This window comes from Pseudomonas sp. R3-41 (assembly GCF_054161485.1).
Genome location: NZ_CP096421.1, coordinates 2,119,646 through 2,133,793, shown reverse-complemented (window position 1 = coordinate 2,133,793; position 14,148 = coordinate 2,119,646). Strand labels below are relative to the sequence as shown.

The following is a 14,148-nucleotide window of genomic DNA, read 5'->3' as shown; positions in this document are numbered from 1 at the left end:
TTCTGGGGTATCCGGAATCAGTGGGCACAAGGCACAAAGGCAAGTCGTCCCTATGAAACGAATGCAAACCGGAAAAATTAGCGCTTGGGAACAAGTGTCAGAAAGGAAGAAACCCGTGGCGAGGGAGCTTGCTCCCGCTCGGCTGCGCAGCAGTCGTAAACCGGCTGATGCGGTCTGTCTGGACTACTGCAAGTTTCTTTGGGGCGGCTTCGCCGCCCAGCGGGAGCAAGCTCCCTCGCCACAGAAGCGGGTCTTGAACGGGCTAGGCGCTGATCGCCAACCCATGCCGCCGATGATGCACGCTCAACTGATCCTTGATCAGCCGCAGCACTTTGGCCTCGTGCTCATGAATGAAGAAGTGCCCGCCCGCCAGCATGTCCACCGAGAAACTGCCCGTGGTTTCCCGCCGCCAGCCCATCAGTTGCTCCGTGGTGGCCTTGTCGGCCGTGCCGCCGAATACATGCACCGGGCACTTGAGCAGCGGCCGCTGCCGTGGCTGGAAACGACCGCACAGCAAAAAGTCGGCCCGCAGGATCGGCAGGGTCAGGTCCATCAGCTCTTCATTGGCCAGGATCTCCTCGCTCGTACCATTGAGGGTGCGCAGTTGCTCGATCAACTCAGCGTCGGTTTTCGCCTTGGCAAAACCGCGATCATAGTCGGCGCGCATCGTCGGCGCCGCGGTGCCGGAGGCAAACAGCGCCACCGGTTCCGGGCTGCCAAGCTCACGCAGGGCATGGGCAATTTCGCAGGCCAGCAGCGCGCCCAGGCTGTGGCCGAACAAGGCGTACGGGGCCTGGAGCGTCGGGTGCAGCTCCCGCGCCAGTTGCATCGCCAACGGGCCCATGTCGGTGTGCAGTGGCTCGTCGAAGCGTGCACCGCGCCCCGGCAATTCCACCGGTTGCACGTGCAGCCATTGCGGCAACGTGCGCCGCCAGCGGCTATACACCATCGCGCTGGCGCCGGAATAAGGCAGGCACAGCAGGGTCAGTTGGGTCACTGCGGTTTTCTCCGATCGGTCGTGTAGGGAAGATAACGAAATCCTAACCCATGGAATTAGTCAAAACCGTGACGTTCGCGACGAGATGCCTACCCCTTGTGAGAGCCAGGCATGTGGGAGCAAGGCTTGTGAGAGCAAGGCATGTGGGAGCAAGGCTTGCCCGCGATGAACGATAACGCGGTTCATCTTCCCACACGACCTTATACTGGCGACATCTCGATCACTGCACAGGAGAACGCCATGGGCTGGTCCGCCAAGCAATATGTCACCTTCGAACAGGAACGCACCCGTCCGTCCCGGGACCTGCTCGCCGCCATTCCTCCCGTGGAGGCACGCACGGTGATCGACCTGGGATGCGGCCCGGGCAACTCCACCGAGTTGTTGGTGGAACATTTCAGCGGCGCCACGGTACGCGGCCTGGACAGTTCCAGCGACATGATCGACGCCGCACGCAAGCGCTTGCCCGCCGTGGCATTCGATACGGCCGACATTGGCCAATGGGATGAACCCGGGCCGTTCGACGTGATCTTCGCCAACGCGGTGCTGCAATGGCTGCCCGACCACGCCACCCTGCTGCCCTCGCTGATCGGCAAACTCGCCCCCGGCGGCAGCCTGGCGATCCAGATGCCCGACAACCTGCACCAGCCCTCCCACCGCTTGATGCGGGAAATCGCCGCCAACGGGCCTTGGGCCAGCCAACTGGCCGCGGCGGCTGATTCGCGTACCGAGATGGCGGATGCCAGCGCCTATTACGCGATGCTCAAGCCCCACTGCAGCCGCGTCGATGTGTGGCGCACCACCTACCATCACCCCTTGGCCGGCGGTGCCGCAGGCGTGGTGGAATGGTTCAAGGGCAGCGCCTTGCGGCCGTTTCTCGAGCCGCTGGACGAAACACAGCGCGAGCAATACCTGGAGCAGTATCTCAAGGCGATCGAACAGACTTACCCAGCCCAGGACGATGGGACGGTGCTGCTGCCGTTTCCCCGGCTGTTCATGGTCGCGACGCGCTAGGGCGAGGGTCGATGACGCAGCGACAGGGCCTAAATTTCTGATCCGGGCCCTCGTTACCTGCTAAGACCAAAAACCCGCAAGAGTGACCGCCGTGGACCTGCACACCATCCTGGGCAAGCTGTTCGCCAATGCCGGCGCCGTTGGTATCGAAGGCGTCTTCCAATTCGTGTTCGGCCCGCACCAGGCGTACTGGTCCGAGGTCAAGGCCAGCAGCCGCACCGAGGCGGGCCGCCACACCAGCCCCGACGTGACCATCGAGGTGGCGGAGAAGGACTTCCTCGGGATCATGGCCGGCATGGCCAATGTCGAGGAACTGTTCGCCAGCGGTCGCCTGAAAATCGGCGGCAACATGGGCCTGGCGACGTTGCTGCCGCAGATCATCGACCATGCCCGGCATGGCGGTGGCGTGGTGGAAAAGGTCGACATGAACAAGCGCTACCCGACCCCGCCGCGCTTCAGCGAAAAACTCACCGCCAGCCTGCCGACCCAACGCAGCGTGGAACGGCGGCCGCGCAGCGGGCTGTCGGTGCAGCAGTTCCGCGCCCAGTACCTGCCCCACGGCATTCCGCTGGTCATCAGCGATGCCCTGCAGGACTGGCCATTGTTCAAGCTCAGCCGCGAAGAATCCCTGGTGCATTTCGCCGAGCTGCAAGGCATCACCCGTCATGGCGACTACGTGAAGAAGACCTTCTCCACCGAGCGGGATTTTCGCGCCACGTCCATGGCCGACTTTATCGCTTCCCTCGACAGTCCGGCGGCCAAGGGTGCCGACGGTGAACCACCGGCCTACATGGGCAACAACATCCTGCCGGCGCAGCTGATGGAGCAGATCAAGTACCCGCCCTACTTCGACCCGTCGTTGTTCATCCCACCGCGTATCTGGATCGGCCCCAAGGGCACCCTGACGCCCCTGCATCGCGACGACACCGACAATCTGTTCGCCCAGGTCTGGGGCCAGAAAACTTTCACCCTCGCCGCGCCTCATCACCGCGAAGCCCTGGGCACCTGGTCCACGGCGCCCCAAGGCGGGCTGGACGGCTGCGATTTCAACCCGGACGCGCCGGACTACCAACGCTTCCCCCGGGCCCGTGACGTGACCTTCCTGCGCGTGACGCTGGAGGCTGGAGATTTGCTGTTTTTGCCGGAAGGCTGGTTTCACCAGGTGGAGTCGGTGTCGACGTCGTTGTCGGTTAATTTCTGGGTGAATTCGGGGCGGGGGTGGTAACAGCGGCCCTGAAGCACATTCTTTTTCTGGCAGACAGATTGTGGGAGCAAGGCTTGCCCGCGATGAAGACAATGCGGTCTTTCGGAAATCGAGTCGCCTGTTTCGCGAGCAAGCTTTGCTCCCACAGTCCCCTTGCCACAGGTTTGTGTTTGGACCTGGAATATGAAGACCACCTCACCCAACTGAACTCCACCCACCTCAAACCAGTCAGCAGGTAAGGCCCTCAACTCAAGGTGCTAGACCATGCAGATATCCCTCGCCCGACAGGTTGCCCTGGTCACCGGCGCCAGCTCCGGCATTGGCGCAGGCGCGGCCAAGGCGTTGGCAGATGTGGGTGCCTCCGTGGTGCTCAACTACCATTCCAACGCCGAGCCGGCGCAAGAACTGGCCCGTGAAATCAACGCCAACGGCGGCCGCGCCATCGCCGTGGGGGCCGACGTGTCGAAGGAACAGGAGGTCGAGCACCTGTTTGCCCAAGCCCTCGATGCCTTTGGCACACTGGACATCCTGGTGGCCAATTCCGGTTTGCAAAAAGACGCCGCCGCCGTCGATATGAGCCTGGAAGACTGGAACACCGTGATCGGCACCAACCTCACCGGCCAGTTCCTTTGCGCCCGCGCCGCCCTGCGAATCTTCAATCGCCAGGGCATTCGCCAGGGCGTGTCCCGGGCCGCCGGCAAGATCATCCACATGAGCTCGGTGCACCAGCGCATTCCCTGGGCCGGCCACGTCAATTACGCCGCGTCCAAGGGCGGTGTCGATCTGCTGATGCAGAGCCTGGCCCAGGAAACCAGCCACCAGCGCATCCGCATCAACAGCATCGCTCCCGGCGCCATCCGCACGGCCATCAACCGCGAAGCCACCGAGGGCGAGCAGGAGCAGAAACTGCTGGAGCTGATTCCTTACGGTCGCGTCGGCGATGTCGAGGACGTCGCCAATGCGGTGGTCTGGCTGGCCTCGGACTGGTCCGATTATGTGGTGGGCACCACGCTGTTCATCGATGGCGGGATGAGCCTTTATCCGGGGTTTCGCGGCAATGGCTGATCATGACGAACCGCAAAGCCCCATCGAGAACCACGGCATCATCGGCGACATGCGCAGCGCCGCGCTGGTCAACGACCGGGGCAGCGTCGATTTCTTCTGCTGGCCGGAATTCGACAGCCCGTCGATCTTCTGTTCCCTGCTCGACACCCCGGAGGCGGGCATTTTCCAACTCGCGCCTGACCTGCCGAACGCCCGTCGGCAACAGATCTACCTGCCCGACACCAACGTGTTGCAAACCCGTTGGCTGAGCGACGGCGCTGTGGTGGAAATCACCGACCTGCTGCCCATCGGCGACAGCGAAGACGATTTGCCGGTGCTGATGCGCAAGGTCCACATGACCGCCGGCAGTGCGACGTTTCGCCTGCGCTGCGCGGTGCGGCATGACTATGCCCGGGCCGCGACGACCGCGAGCCAGGACGGCAGCCACATTTGCTTCAGCGCGCCAGGGCATCCGAGCCTGCGTTTATGCGGCGATCAGCCCATGACGCTGGACGGCAACGCCGCCGTGGCCGAGTTCACCCTGGAACAGGGCCAGCGCGCCGAATTCCTGCTGGGCGGCATCGACGACCCGCGCCTGCAGGACGATGCCAGCGCGATGTGCCTGGAGCGGACCCTGGCGTTCTGGCGCGGCTGGATCGGCCAATCCAACTATCGCGGGCGCTGGCGCGAAGTGGTCAACCGCTCGGCCCTGGCGCTGAAACTGCTGACCTCGCGCAAACACGGCGCCATCCTCGCCGCCGCCACCTTCGGCCTGCCGGAAACCCGCGGGGGCGAGCGCAACTGGGATTACCGCTACACCTGGATCCGCGACGCTTCGTTCACGGTCTATGCGTTCATGCGCCTGGGTTTCGTCGACGAAGCCAACGCCTACATGCGCTGGCTGCGGGGCCGGGTAAGCGACTGCTGCGACCAGCCGACCAAACTCAACATCCTCTATGGCCTGGACGGCAGGCAGGAACTGCCGGAAACCGAGCTGCCGCACTTGAGCGGCTTCGGCAACGCGCAACCGGTGCGCATCGGCAACCTGGCCTACCAACAGGTGCAATTGGATATTTTCGGCGAGCTGATGGACGCCGTGTACCTGGTCAACAAATACGGCGAAGCCATTTCCCATCAAGGTTGGAAACACACCGTCGAAGTGATCGACCAGGTATGCACTGTCTGGCAGGACAAGGACGTGGGCATCTGGGAAATGCGCGGTGACAAACAACATTTCCTGCACTCGCGGCTGATGTGCTGGGTCGCCGTCGACCGCGCCATCCGCCTGGCCGAAAAGCGCTCCCTGCCCGCCCCGTTCGCTCGCTGGGACGAGACCCGCCAGGCCATTTACCAAGACATCTGGGCCAACTTCTGGAACGACGAACACCAGCACTTTATCCAACGCCTGGGCAGCACCGCCCTGGACGGTTCAATGCTGTTGATGCCTTTGGTGCGTTTCGTCAGCGCCCGCGACCCGCGCTGGCTGTCGACACTCGATGCCATCGAAAAAAGCCTGGTGCGCGACGGCATGGTCTACCGCTACCGCAACGACGACAGCCCCATCGACGGCCTCAGCGGCACCGAAGGCTCCTTCGCCGCCTGCTCCTTCTGGTACGTCGAATGCCTGGCCCGCGCCGGCCGCGTGGAAAAAGCCCAGCTGGAATTCGAACAACTGCTGCGCTACGCCAACCCGCTGGGGTTGTACGCCGAAGAGTTCGACAGCCACGGCTACCACCTGGGCAATACTCCCCAGGCCCTGACCCACCTGGCGCTGATCAGTGCGGCGAGCTTCCTGGACCGCAAGTTGAGCGGCGAGAAAAATCATTGGCAGCCGTGAGCTGAATGGCCCTTCAGACTGGGCACAGTCCCTGTGGCGAGGGAGCTTGCTCCCGCTCGACTGCGCAGCAGGCGCAAAAATCCTGGGGTCGCTTCGCAACCCAGCGGGAGCAAGCTCCCTCGCCACAGGGAAAACGGTGGGCTGACTATTGTGTTGAGTCAGCCAGTTCGAGGTCATCCAACGCTCGGTTGGCCAGCAACCTGGCCAGTTCGATCAACTGCTGAATCCCCAACGCAACATGACGCCGGGAACCTTCCAACTCGAACCCCAAGTCACTGACCAGCGCATCGGCCGAGGCCAGGGTTTCGCTGAGGGTGGTCAGCACCGACTCGGCGTTGAGGCCGGGAACCACGGTGAAAACCTGACCGTCCTGGGTGTCGGGCTTGGGTGGGGCGGGAGGAGACAAGTGAACGTTCAGCGCCCGGTCGGCGGCTTCACGGAGTTTTTGTGTATCGAAGGTGGTGTAGGCGGAGAGGTTTTCGGCCCTAGGAGGGTTGGGGGTGATCTTGACCATTGTGAAACTCCTGACTTGAAGTTGAGCTCACCCACCTCGTGACCAAACGAGGGTGGTGGGCTATACGCAGGTTGGTCAACCGGGAAGTCAGGCACCCGGCGCACTCGAAAGTGCCCCGCGCACAGCCCACCGCAAAGCATACCGACAAGCACACAAAAAAGCGCCGACATGCTGAGGTTGGCGCGTGTGCGCCTGACATTGGACGGGTGACCAAACCCGGTCGCTGATTTTGCAGCGACGGGCAAAGCCTATCCCCGCCCCTTCCGAACCGACAACCGACGCGACTCGTCAGAAAATTCCGGTTCACCTATTTTTTTGTAGGAACACAACCCCGTGGCGAGGGAGCTTGCTCCCGCTCGACTGCGCAGCAGGCGCAAAAATCTTCCAGCCTCCAAAGAACCAGCGTCTGGTATGGGGTCGCTTCGCAACCCAGCGGGAGCAAGCTCCCTCGCCACAGAAGCAATCACCGCAAGTCACCCATTTAGCGTTACGCCCCCTTTCGAGTTGCCAGCCCCGCCAACCCCTCCTAAGATCGACGCTCTCACGGGTGCAGCGGAGCTGCCCGATAAAAACCCGACTCAAGGACCTGACATGACCCATATCAAACGCCCCATCACCACCCCACCCCGAACAGGCCTGACCCGCGAAGACCTCTGGGAAGGCCACGACCGGGGCTTGATCAAGTGCTGGGAAATCGGCCGCGAACGTTCGGCGAAGTTTCCCGAACTGGCGCAACGCTGTGTGGCCGGGGAGTTGCCGGTGCTGGGTTGGAAAGGTGGCGTCAGCCGCAGCCTGAAGAAAAACGAAAAATTCGGTTGCCTCAAATACCTCGCCCAATGGCAGGGCCTGCGCGGTGAAGACCTGGACATCGACCTGACCCAGGAGCGCACCCTGACCTGTTCCAACACCAATATGATTGTGACGTTCACGCCGGATCGGGCCAAATACGTCAACCAGGAACCTGCCTGAACACAACCGCACACTGCCGGAGGCCGACATGAACCTTGAGCCCAGGATCAACTTCGCCGTCACGCCGTTGCTGCGCATTGCCTACGAAGAACACGGTCCCGCCAGCGGCGACCCGATCATCCTGCTGCACGGTTTTCCTTACGATCCCAGGGCGTTCGACGAAGTCGCGCCGGCCCTGGCCCAACGTGGCTATCGGGTCGTCGTGCCCTACCTGCGCGGCTACGGCCCGACCCGTTTCAACAACCCGGCCATCCTGCGCTCCGGCCAGCAAGCCGCCCTGGCCCAGGACCTGTTGGATCTGATGGACGCGCTCTCCATCCCCCAAGCGGCGCTGTGTGGCTACGACTGGGGCGGTCGGGCGGCGTGTATCGTCGCGGCGCTGTGGCCCGAACGCGTGCGCTGCCTGGTGACCGGCGATGGCTACAATCTGCAGGATATTCCGCGCTCCAGGCAACCGCTGGATCCGGAAACCGAACATCGGCTGTGGTATCAGTACTACTTCCACACGGCCCGGGGTGTCGAGGGCCTGACCCAGAACCGGCGCGAGCTGTGTGGCTTGCTTTGGCGCCTGTGGTCGCCGACCTGGAAACGTGGCGCCGAACTGTATCCCCTCAGCGCAGCGTCGTTCGACAACCCGGACTTCGTCGACGTGGTAATCCACTCCTACCGTCATCGCTTCATGTACGCACCGGGCGATCCGACGCTGGAGTGGATGGAGGAAAAATTGACGGCGCAACCGGCCATCAGCGTGCCGAGCATTTCCCTGTGCGGGGGCGACGACGGCGTGGGGCCCGCGCCGAAGCACGATGAAGATGCCGAGCATTTCAGCGGTTTTTACGAGCGCCGAGTGCTCGCCGGTGTCGGCCACAACATTCCCCAGGAAGCCCCCGAGGCCACGCTCAAGGCGTTGCTGGATCTGCTTGAGGGTTGACGGCGAACCGCTCGCGATAGGCTTGGGGTGTCACGCCCATGGCCCGTAGGAAACTTCGGCGCAAGGTTTCTTCGCTGCCAAAGCCACATTGCACCGCCACCCGTTTGATTGACACCGCGGTGTCGGACAACAAACGGCGCGCGGTTTCCACGCGAATCAACTCGACGGCCCGCGCCGGGGTCTGGCCGGTGTCGGCGCGGTAGTGACGCACAAAGCTGCGCTCGCTCATGCTCACCTCGGCGGCCAGGCTCGACAGGCCAAGGTCACGGGTGAGGTTTTCGGCGATCCAGGCGTGCAGGTCATCGAACCGACTGCCCTGTTTTTGCAGCGACAACGTCACGCTGAACTGCGATTGCCCGCCAGGACGCTTGAGGAACACCACCAGTTGCCGGGCGACCTCCAGCGCCACCGCGCGGCCCAAGTCCTCCTCGACCAGCGCCAGGGCCAGGTCGATGCCGGCCGTCACCCCGGCCGAGGTCCAGACCGGACCGTCGTTGATAAAAATCGGGTTGGGTTCGACCCGCAATTGCGGATGTTGCTCGGCCAATTGCTCGCAGCGGGTCCAGTGCGTCACCACGCGCCGTCCGTCCAGCCAACCGCTGGCGGCCAGCAGGAACGCCCCGGTGCACACCGACGCCACCCTTCGCGAACGCAGGCCGTGCGCCTTGACCCAGGCCACCAGCGCCGCGTCTTTCGCCGCTTCATACACGCCCCAACCACCGGCAATGAGCAACGTGTCGCTGCCTTCGCTCGGCAGCGGCTCGGCCATCAGCGCCAAGCCCGCCGAGGACATGACCGCCCCGCCACCCACCGCGATGACCGTTGGTGTGTAGGGCAGCGGCAGGCCTTGCTGGCGAGCCAAATCGTTGGCCGAGGCAAACACCTGCAAGGGCCCGGTGACATCCAGCACTTGCACGTTGGCGAAGGCCAGGACATGAACGGTTTTCGGTGGGTTGGGCATATTGGCGTGATTCGTGGGCTTATTGGCGTATACGCCAGAGCCTACGGATCTAAAGTCAAACCGTCCACCCCTCGGGCATCATCCAAAGGAGAACGCGACATGACGTTGCAGATCGGTTTGCTGTTATTCCCCCAAGTCCAGCAGTTGGACCTGACCGGCCCTTATGACGTATTGGCCTCGTTGCCAGATGTGAAGGTCCACCTGATCTGGAAGGACCTGGCCCCGGTCACCGCGAGTACCGGGCTGGTACTGCTGCCTACCACCACGTTCGAGGACTGCCCGAAGCTCGATGTGATCTGCGTCCCCGGCGGGACCGGCGTCGGGCCGCTGATGGAAGACGAGCAGACGCTGGCCTTCATCAAGCGGCAAGCCGCCGACGCGAAATACATCACCTCGGTGTGCACCGGTGCGTTGGTGCTCGGTGCGGCAGGCCTGTTGCAAGGTAAGCGCGCCACCACTCACTGGGCCTATCACAGCCTGTTGCAAACCCTGGGCGCGACGCCGGTCAAGGACCGCGTGGTCCGCGACGGCAACCTGCTCACCGGGGGTGGCATCACGGCCGGGATCGATTTTGCCCTGACCCTGGCGGCCGAACTGTTCGACCAGGACACCGCCGAGCTGGTCCAGCTGCAACTCGAATACGCCCCTGCCCCGCCGTTTACCGCCGGCAGCCCGGACACCGCGCCAACGCGCGTCCTGGAAGAAGCCCAACGGCGTGCGGCCGAGTCGTTCCGGGTGCGCTCGCAGATCACCCAGCGTGCTGCGGCGCGGTTGGAACTGGCGTAACGATAAGCCCCAAAGCCGGCGCACAGACTATGTCGGGTTGGACACAACCTTGAGGCAGTCCCATTGTGGCGAGGGAGCTTGCTCCCGCTCGACTGCGCAGCGATCGCAAAATCTTGGGGTCGCTTCGCAACCCAGCGGGAGCAAGCTCCCTCGCCACAAAGGGTTTCCTTGTCGGTTCAACTCGACTTAGAACGGACTGGCAGTGGGTCGCACAATCAGTTCGCTGACGTCCACATCCGCGGGTTGTTCAATGGCATAGGCGATTGCCCGGGCGATGGCTTCGGCCGGAATGGAGATCTTGCGAAACTCACGCATTTCGGCACGCCCCCCTTCATCGGAAATGCTCTCGGCCAGTTCCGACTCGGTCACGCCGGGGGAAATCACCGTCACGCGCACATCGCCTCCGACTTCCTGGCGCAAGCCCTCGGAAATCGCCCGCACGGCGTACTTGGTGGCGCAATACACAGCGGCCGTCGGGCTGACGGCGTAGGCACCGATGGATGCGATGTTGATGAACTGCCCGCTACGCTGGCGCTGCATCAGCGGCAGGCCGGCGGCGATGCCGTGAAGCACGCCACGGATATTGACGTCGATCATACGGTCCCACTCCTCGACTTTCAGCGCCTCGAGTTTGGAGAGCGGCATGACCCCGGCGTTGTTGATGATCACGTCGACCCGACCGAACCGTTCGACAGCGAAGTCAATCAGGCTCTGGACGTCATCGCGGCGGCTCACGTCCACGGATTTGCAGGCCGCCTGCTGGCCGGCGGCTTCGAGTTCCTGCACCAGCGCTTGCAAACGATCGATACGCCGGGCGCCGAGTACGACACGAGCACCGCGAGCCGCGAGCAACCGCGCCGCCGCTTCACCAATCCCGCTGCTGGCGCCGGTGATGACCACGACTTTGTTTTGAATATCGGACATGATGGTCTCCTCGTCTGGACGTGTTGGCCCCCGGGTGGGAGCGTTTTGACAGGTCCAGATTAGGCAACCGACCTTTGCCTGGGTTAGTCGGATCCTCCTGCGCACTTGCACGATCCTGTAGCGATAAATCCGACTCTGGCCGACAACCGCGCAATCGGTTTTACTAGCGCGGTCCACTCATTTGGCCTGGGAGATTGATCGGCATGTCGGTATCCACGTCCATCCACATGGCGTCAGACGACGGCGTTAGTCAGCGTCGCGCCGAACTGGCGAGCCTGATGATGCGCTTCGCTCCAGACTTCGGCGTCCATCCCACGGCCATCGAGGCCTTGCACCTGATCCGCAGCGACGAGCCAACCGAAGCCCTGCACACCGTGCACAAGCCTGGTTTGTGCGTGATTGTCGAGGGGCGCAAGGAAGTGCGCCTGGCGGATGAATGCTACGTGTATGACCCGCTCAATTACCTCGTCGTCTCGGTGACCCTGCCGTTGGCCGGCCAGGTGATTGAAGCCAGTCCCGAGCGCCCCTACCTGTGCATCCGCCTCGACATCGATCCGGCACAGATCTGTCGCCTGATTGCCGACGCCAGTCCCATCGGCGTACCGAGCGAAAGAACCGGACGCGGGTTGTTCCTCGATCGCATCGATGCGCCATTGCTGGACGCGGTGTTGCGCTTGCTGCGGCTGCTGGACAGCCCGGACGATATCGCCACGCTCGCGCCGCTGGCCCAACAGGAAATTTTCTACCGGCTGCTGCGTGGCGTCCAAGGCCGGCGCTTGCACGATATCGCCATTCCCGACACCCAGACCCATCGCATCAGCCGCGCCATCGAGTGGCTCAATAGCCATTACGCCGAGCCGCTGAACATCGACAGCCTGGCACAAATGATCAACCTCAGCCCTTCGGCCCTGCATCACCGCTTCAAGGCCGTGACCGCCATGAGCCCGCTGCAATATCAGAAACAGCTGCGCCTGCAAGAGGCCCGCCGGTTGTTGTTGGCGCAGAGCAGCGATGTTTCGTCAATCGGCTACAAGATGGGGTATGAAAGTCCTTCGCAGTTCAGCCGCGAATACAGCCGTCTATTTGGCGCCTCGCCGAGCAAGGACATCGCTCGTTTGCGTGCCCAGGCGCTGCAAGCCAGTGGCGCTTGACCCTGCGTTTGGCACATCAGGCTACTTTTTCACAGACGAAAAAAAACCCGCCGAAGCGGGTTTTTTGAGGACCAATTTGACTCCCTGTCCGGCATTCCATGCCTGGTCCAATCATCCATGACCCTGAGCACTCCCTGTACCCAGTGGATGAATATAGATTAGGCCTCCCGGTGTCCTGGGAAAAGACGAGAAAGCAGCAACGCCGTGTAAGCGTTTCGCTATAGAACCCTTTGACACTTTCCAGCAGACGAAAAAAAACCCGCCGAAGCGGGTTTTTCCAAGACCATTACGACTCCCTGTCGATAGCTAATCCTTGCATGGTCGATCGTCCCTGATCCTGAGCACTTCCTGTGCTTCAGTGGATGAGTCCAGATTACGCCTCGGATCCAAAGCGAAATAGACGACATAGCTACCATCTCGTGTAAGACATTCGCTATACCTGCCCTTCCGAAAACCCTTAGCGCCACCAGCCGTTCGATCTCAAGCCTTGTTCAGGAAGGCTTCAATATTGGCCATTTGCTCATCCCAGCCACGGCTGTCCATGCGAAAAGCCTTCAGTCGGCGAGCCTCGGGGATGTTGTTGAAACCCGACTCCACGACTTTGAGCAAAGTACCGCTATCCATGTCTTCAAGTTCGAATAACACCCGGGTTTCAGATTCTTTTGAATAATCCACCTGCGGTTCGACTGCGTAAGGATGCCAGCGAAACGAAAACACTCGCTCGGGTTCCACCCGCTCCACCGCGACGTCCCAGATAAGGTGTTCGTAACCTGGGTAAGTGATTTGCCCCTGGGTACGCTCACCTGCCACAAACCGTTTCCCCTCAAGGGCGACACCAAACCACTGGCCGAAGGCTTCGGCATTGGCCAGGGCGCGCCAGACTTGGGAGCGCGGGGCCTTGAGCAGGATCTTTCGTTCGATGCGGTCGGATGAATGCATGTGTCACCTCCTGTGTTTCAACAGTAGGCTTGTAAGACCACAAGGCCAACCGGAAAGTTGTATCAGAGAGTTGTTTAGCGCTGCCGACGTTAAAACAGTATGGAGCGTTGTAAACTCCCCCGGCGTTTTCCACCCCTCAAGGAGAGACCCGACATGTCCCCACGCTGGCTTCTGACCCTGACACCGTTGCTTTTTGTCGCCGCCGCCCAGGCCGACGACTGCGCCAACGCCATCACCCAAGGCGAAATGAACCAGTGCGCAGCCAAGGAAAGCAAAGCCGCCGACAACGAGCTGAACAGCTTGTACAAGCAGATCACCGCACGCCTGAAGGACAATCCAGAGACCACGAAAATGCTGGTCAAGGCACAGCGTGCCTGGATAGGCTTCCGTGATGCCGAATGTGAATTCTCCGCCTCTGGCGTCGAGGGCGGCAGCGTCTATCCGCTGATCTATGGCAATTGCATCACCGCCCAGACCAAAGCCCGGGTCGAGGCATTCAAAACCTATCTCAAGTGCAAGGAAGGGGATCTGAGCTGCCCTGTACCCGAGGCTTGATAGCCGGGATGTAAAAAGGATGACCTCTGCAGGTCATCCTTTTTTTGGTCAGCGCTTTTATTACGGGCAAAACAAAACCCCTACCTGCATCAGCAGATAGGGGTTTCGGAATTTAATCTTGACGATGACCTACTCTCACATGGGGAAACCCCACACTACCATCGGCGATGCATCGTTTCACTGCTGAGTTCGGGATGGGATCAGGTGGTTCCAATGCTCTATGGTCGTCAAGAAATTCGGGTACCGAGTCGTGGCCTGATGGCCTCGCTTCAGCAAATTGGGTATGTGATAGCGTCGGTGTTTTGTGAGATTCGAACTTTCGGTT

Annotated in this window: 14 protein-coding genes and 1 rRNA gene; 9 read left to right on the top strand and 6 right to left on the bottom strand. The window is 61.9% G+C overall.

All coding sequences use genetic code 11. From position 1 onward, the window contains the following. Positions 1 to 262: 262 nt before the first annotated feature. Positions 263 to 997, bottom strand: coding sequence for an alpha/beta fold hydrolase (locus M1D99_RS09745; RefSeq protein ID WP_186710381.1), 735 nt, complete (start codon positions 995 to 997; stop codon positions 263 to 265). A 240-nt stretch (positions 998 to 1,237) separates the two neighbouring features. On the opposite strand from M1D99_RS09745, the gene tam reads away from it, so the two are divergent. From tam to M1D99_RS09725, 4 genes are all read left to right on the top strand, one after another. Further along, on the top strand, positions 1,238 to 2,008 hold the full coding sequence (tam, locus tag M1D99_RS09740; protein ID WP_458131691.1) for a trans-aconitate 2-methyltransferase: 771 nt from the start codon (positions 1,238 to 1,240) through the stop codon (positions 2,006 to 2,008). Between the two features lie 91 nt (positions 2,009 to 2,099). Further along, entirely contained in the window at positions 2,100 to 3,233 is a 1,134-nt protein-coding gene (locus tag M1D99_RS09735) for a cupin-like domain-containing protein (RefSeq protein WP_434574910.1), read from the top strand. A 243-nt stretch (positions 3,234 to 3,476) separates the two neighbouring features. Further along, positions 3,477 to 4,277, top strand: a complete 801-nt coding sequence (locus M1D99_RS09730; RefSeq protein ID WP_434574908.1) for an SDR family oxidoreductase — start codon at positions 3,477 to 3,479, stop codon at positions 4,275 to 4,277. Next, entirely contained in the window at positions 4,270 to 6,093 is a 1,824-nt protein-coding gene (locus tag M1D99_RS09725) for a glycoside hydrolase family 15 protein (protein WP_458131690.1), read from the top strand. The genes M1D99_RS09730 and M1D99_RS09725 overlap by 8 nt, the downstream gene beginning before the upstream one ends. Positions 6,094 to 6,238: 145 nt before the next feature. On the opposite strand, the gene M1D99_RS09720 is transcribed toward M1D99_RS09725, so the two are convergent. Further along, complete coding sequence (locus M1D99_RS09720; RefSeq protein WP_458131689.1) at positions 6,239 to 6,607, bottom strand: DUF6124 family protein; 369 nt, start codon at positions 6,605 to 6,607, stop codon at positions 6,239 to 6,241. Positions 6,608 to 7,198: 591 nt separating this feature from the next. On the opposite strand from M1D99_RS09720, the gene M1D99_RS09715 reads away from it, so the two are divergent. Next, on the top strand, positions 7,199 to 7,576 hold the full coding sequence (locus M1D99_RS09715; protein ID WP_186710392.1) for a hypothetical protein: 378 nt from the start codon (positions 7,199 to 7,201) through the stop codon (positions 7,574 to 7,576). Between the two features lie 28 nt (positions 7,577 to 7,604). After that, the gene (locus tag M1D99_RS09710; protein ID WP_186710393.1) at positions 7,605 to 8,507 is read left to right on the top strand and encodes an alpha/beta fold hydrolase; all 903 of its coding nucleotides are present in this window, start codon (positions 7,605 to 7,607) and stop codon (positions 8,505 to 8,507) included. On the opposite strand, the gene M1D99_RS09705 is transcribed toward M1D99_RS09710, so the two are convergent. Then, positions 8,476 to 9,468, bottom strand: coding sequence for a GlxA family transcriptional regulator (locus M1D99_RS09705; protein WP_458131688.1), 993 nt, complete (start codon positions 9,466 to 9,468; stop codon positions 8,476 to 8,478). The genes M1D99_RS09710 and M1D99_RS09705 overlap by 32 nt on opposite strands. Positions 9,469 to 9,567: 99 nt before the next feature. Here M1D99_RS09705 and inhA point away from each other — a divergent pair, with 99 nt between their 5' ends. Next, entirely contained in the window at positions 9,568 to 10,254 is a 687-nt protein-coding gene (gene inhA / locus M1D99_RS09700; RefSeq protein WP_434574898.1) for an isonitrile hydratase, read from the top strand. A gap of 186 nt (positions 10,255 to 10,440) precedes the next feature. On the opposite strand, the gene M1D99_RS09695 is transcribed toward inhA, so the two are convergent. Further along, on the bottom strand, positions 10,441 to 11,178 hold the full coding sequence (locus M1D99_RS09695) for an SDR family oxidoreductase (RefSeq protein WP_186710396.1): 738 nt from the start codon (positions 11,176 to 11,178) through the stop codon (positions 10,441 to 10,443). Positions 11,179 to 11,381: 203 nt separating this feature from the next. Here M1D99_RS09695 and M1D99_RS09690 point away from each other — a divergent pair, with 203 nt between their 5' ends. Next, positions 11,382 to 12,329 (top strand): AraC family transcriptional regulator N-terminal domain-containing protein, encoded by a 948-nt coding sequence (locus tag M1D99_RS09690; protein WP_458131687.1) that lies wholly within the window; start codon positions 11,382 to 11,384, stop codon positions 12,327 to 12,329. Positions 12,330 to 12,809: 480 nt separating this feature from the next. Here M1D99_RS09690 and M1D99_RS09685 read toward each other — a convergent pair whose 3' ends face one another. Continuing rightward, positions 12,810 to 13,268: an SRPBCC family protein gene (locus tag M1D99_RS09685; RefSeq protein ID WP_434574895.1), complete on the bottom strand. Its 459-nt coding sequence runs from the start codon at positions 13,266 to 13,268 to the stop codon at positions 12,810 to 12,812. Positions 13,269 to 13,421: 153 nt separating this feature from the next. Here M1D99_RS09685 and M1D99_RS09680 point away from each other — a divergent pair, with 153 nt between their 5' ends. Beyond that, positions 13,422 to 13,823 (top strand): lysozyme inhibitor LprI family protein, encoded by a 402-nt coding sequence (locus tag M1D99_RS09680; protein ID WP_434574893.1) that lies wholly within the window; start codon positions 13,422 to 13,424, stop codon positions 13,821 to 13,823. 116 nt (positions 13,824 to 13,939) lie between these two features. Here M1D99_RS09680 and rrf read toward each other — a convergent pair. Continuing rightward, a 5S ribosomal RNA gene (gene rrf / locus M1D99_RS09675) occupies positions 13,940 to 14,055 on the bottom strand. Positions 14,056 to 14,148: the final 93 nt, after the last annotated feature.

Excerpts from the sequence above, each read along its gene's own strand:
- tam (WP_458131691.1), top strand. The coding sequence starts at position 1,238 with ATGGGCTGGTCCGCCAAGCAATATGTCACCTTCGAACAGGAACGCACC.
- M1D99_RS09685 (WP_434574895.1), bottom strand. The coding sequence starts at position 13,268 with ATGCATTCATCCGACCGCATCGAACGAAAGATCCTGCTCAAGGCCCCG.
- M1D99_RS09730 (WP_434574908.1), top strand. The coding sequence starts at position 3,477 with ATGCAGATATCCCTCGCCCGACAGGTTGCCCTGGTCACCGGCGCCAGC.
- M1D99_RS09690 (WP_458131687.1), top strand. The coding sequence starts at position 11,382 with ATGTCGGTATCCACGTCCATCCACATGGCGTCAGACGACGGCGTTAGT.
- M1D99_RS09725 (WP_458131690.1), top strand. The coding sequence starts at position 4,270 with ATGGCTGATCATGACGAACCGCAAAGCCCCATCGAGAACCACGGCATC.
- M1D99_RS09720 (WP_458131689.1), bottom strand. The coding sequence starts at position 6,607 with ATGGTCAAGATCACCCCCAACCCTCCTAGGGCCGAAAACCTCTCCGCC.
- M1D99_RS09695 (WP_186710396.1), bottom strand. The coding sequence starts at position 11,178 with ATGTCCGATATTCAAAACAAAGTCGTGGTCATCACCGGCGCCAGCAGC.
- M1D99_RS09715 (WP_186710392.1), top strand. The coding sequence starts at position 7,199 with ATGACCCATATCAAACGCCCCATCACCACCCCACCCCGAACAGGCCTG.
- inhA (WP_434574898.1), top strand. The coding sequence starts at position 9,568 with ATGACGTTGCAGATCGGTTTGCTGTTATTCCCCCAAGTCCAGCAGTTG.
- M1D99_RS09710 (WP_186710393.1), top strand. The coding sequence starts at position 7,605 with ATGAACCTTGAGCCCAGGATCAACTTCGCCGTCACGCCGTTGCTGCGC.
- M1D99_RS09680 (WP_434574893.1), top strand. The coding sequence starts at position 13,422 with ATGTCCCCACGCTGGCTTCTGACCCTGACACCGTTGCTTTTTGTCGCC.
- M1D99_RS09705 (WP_458131688.1), bottom strand. The coding sequence starts at position 9,468 with ATGCCCAACCCACCGAAAACCGTTCATGTCCTGGCCTTCGCCAACGTG.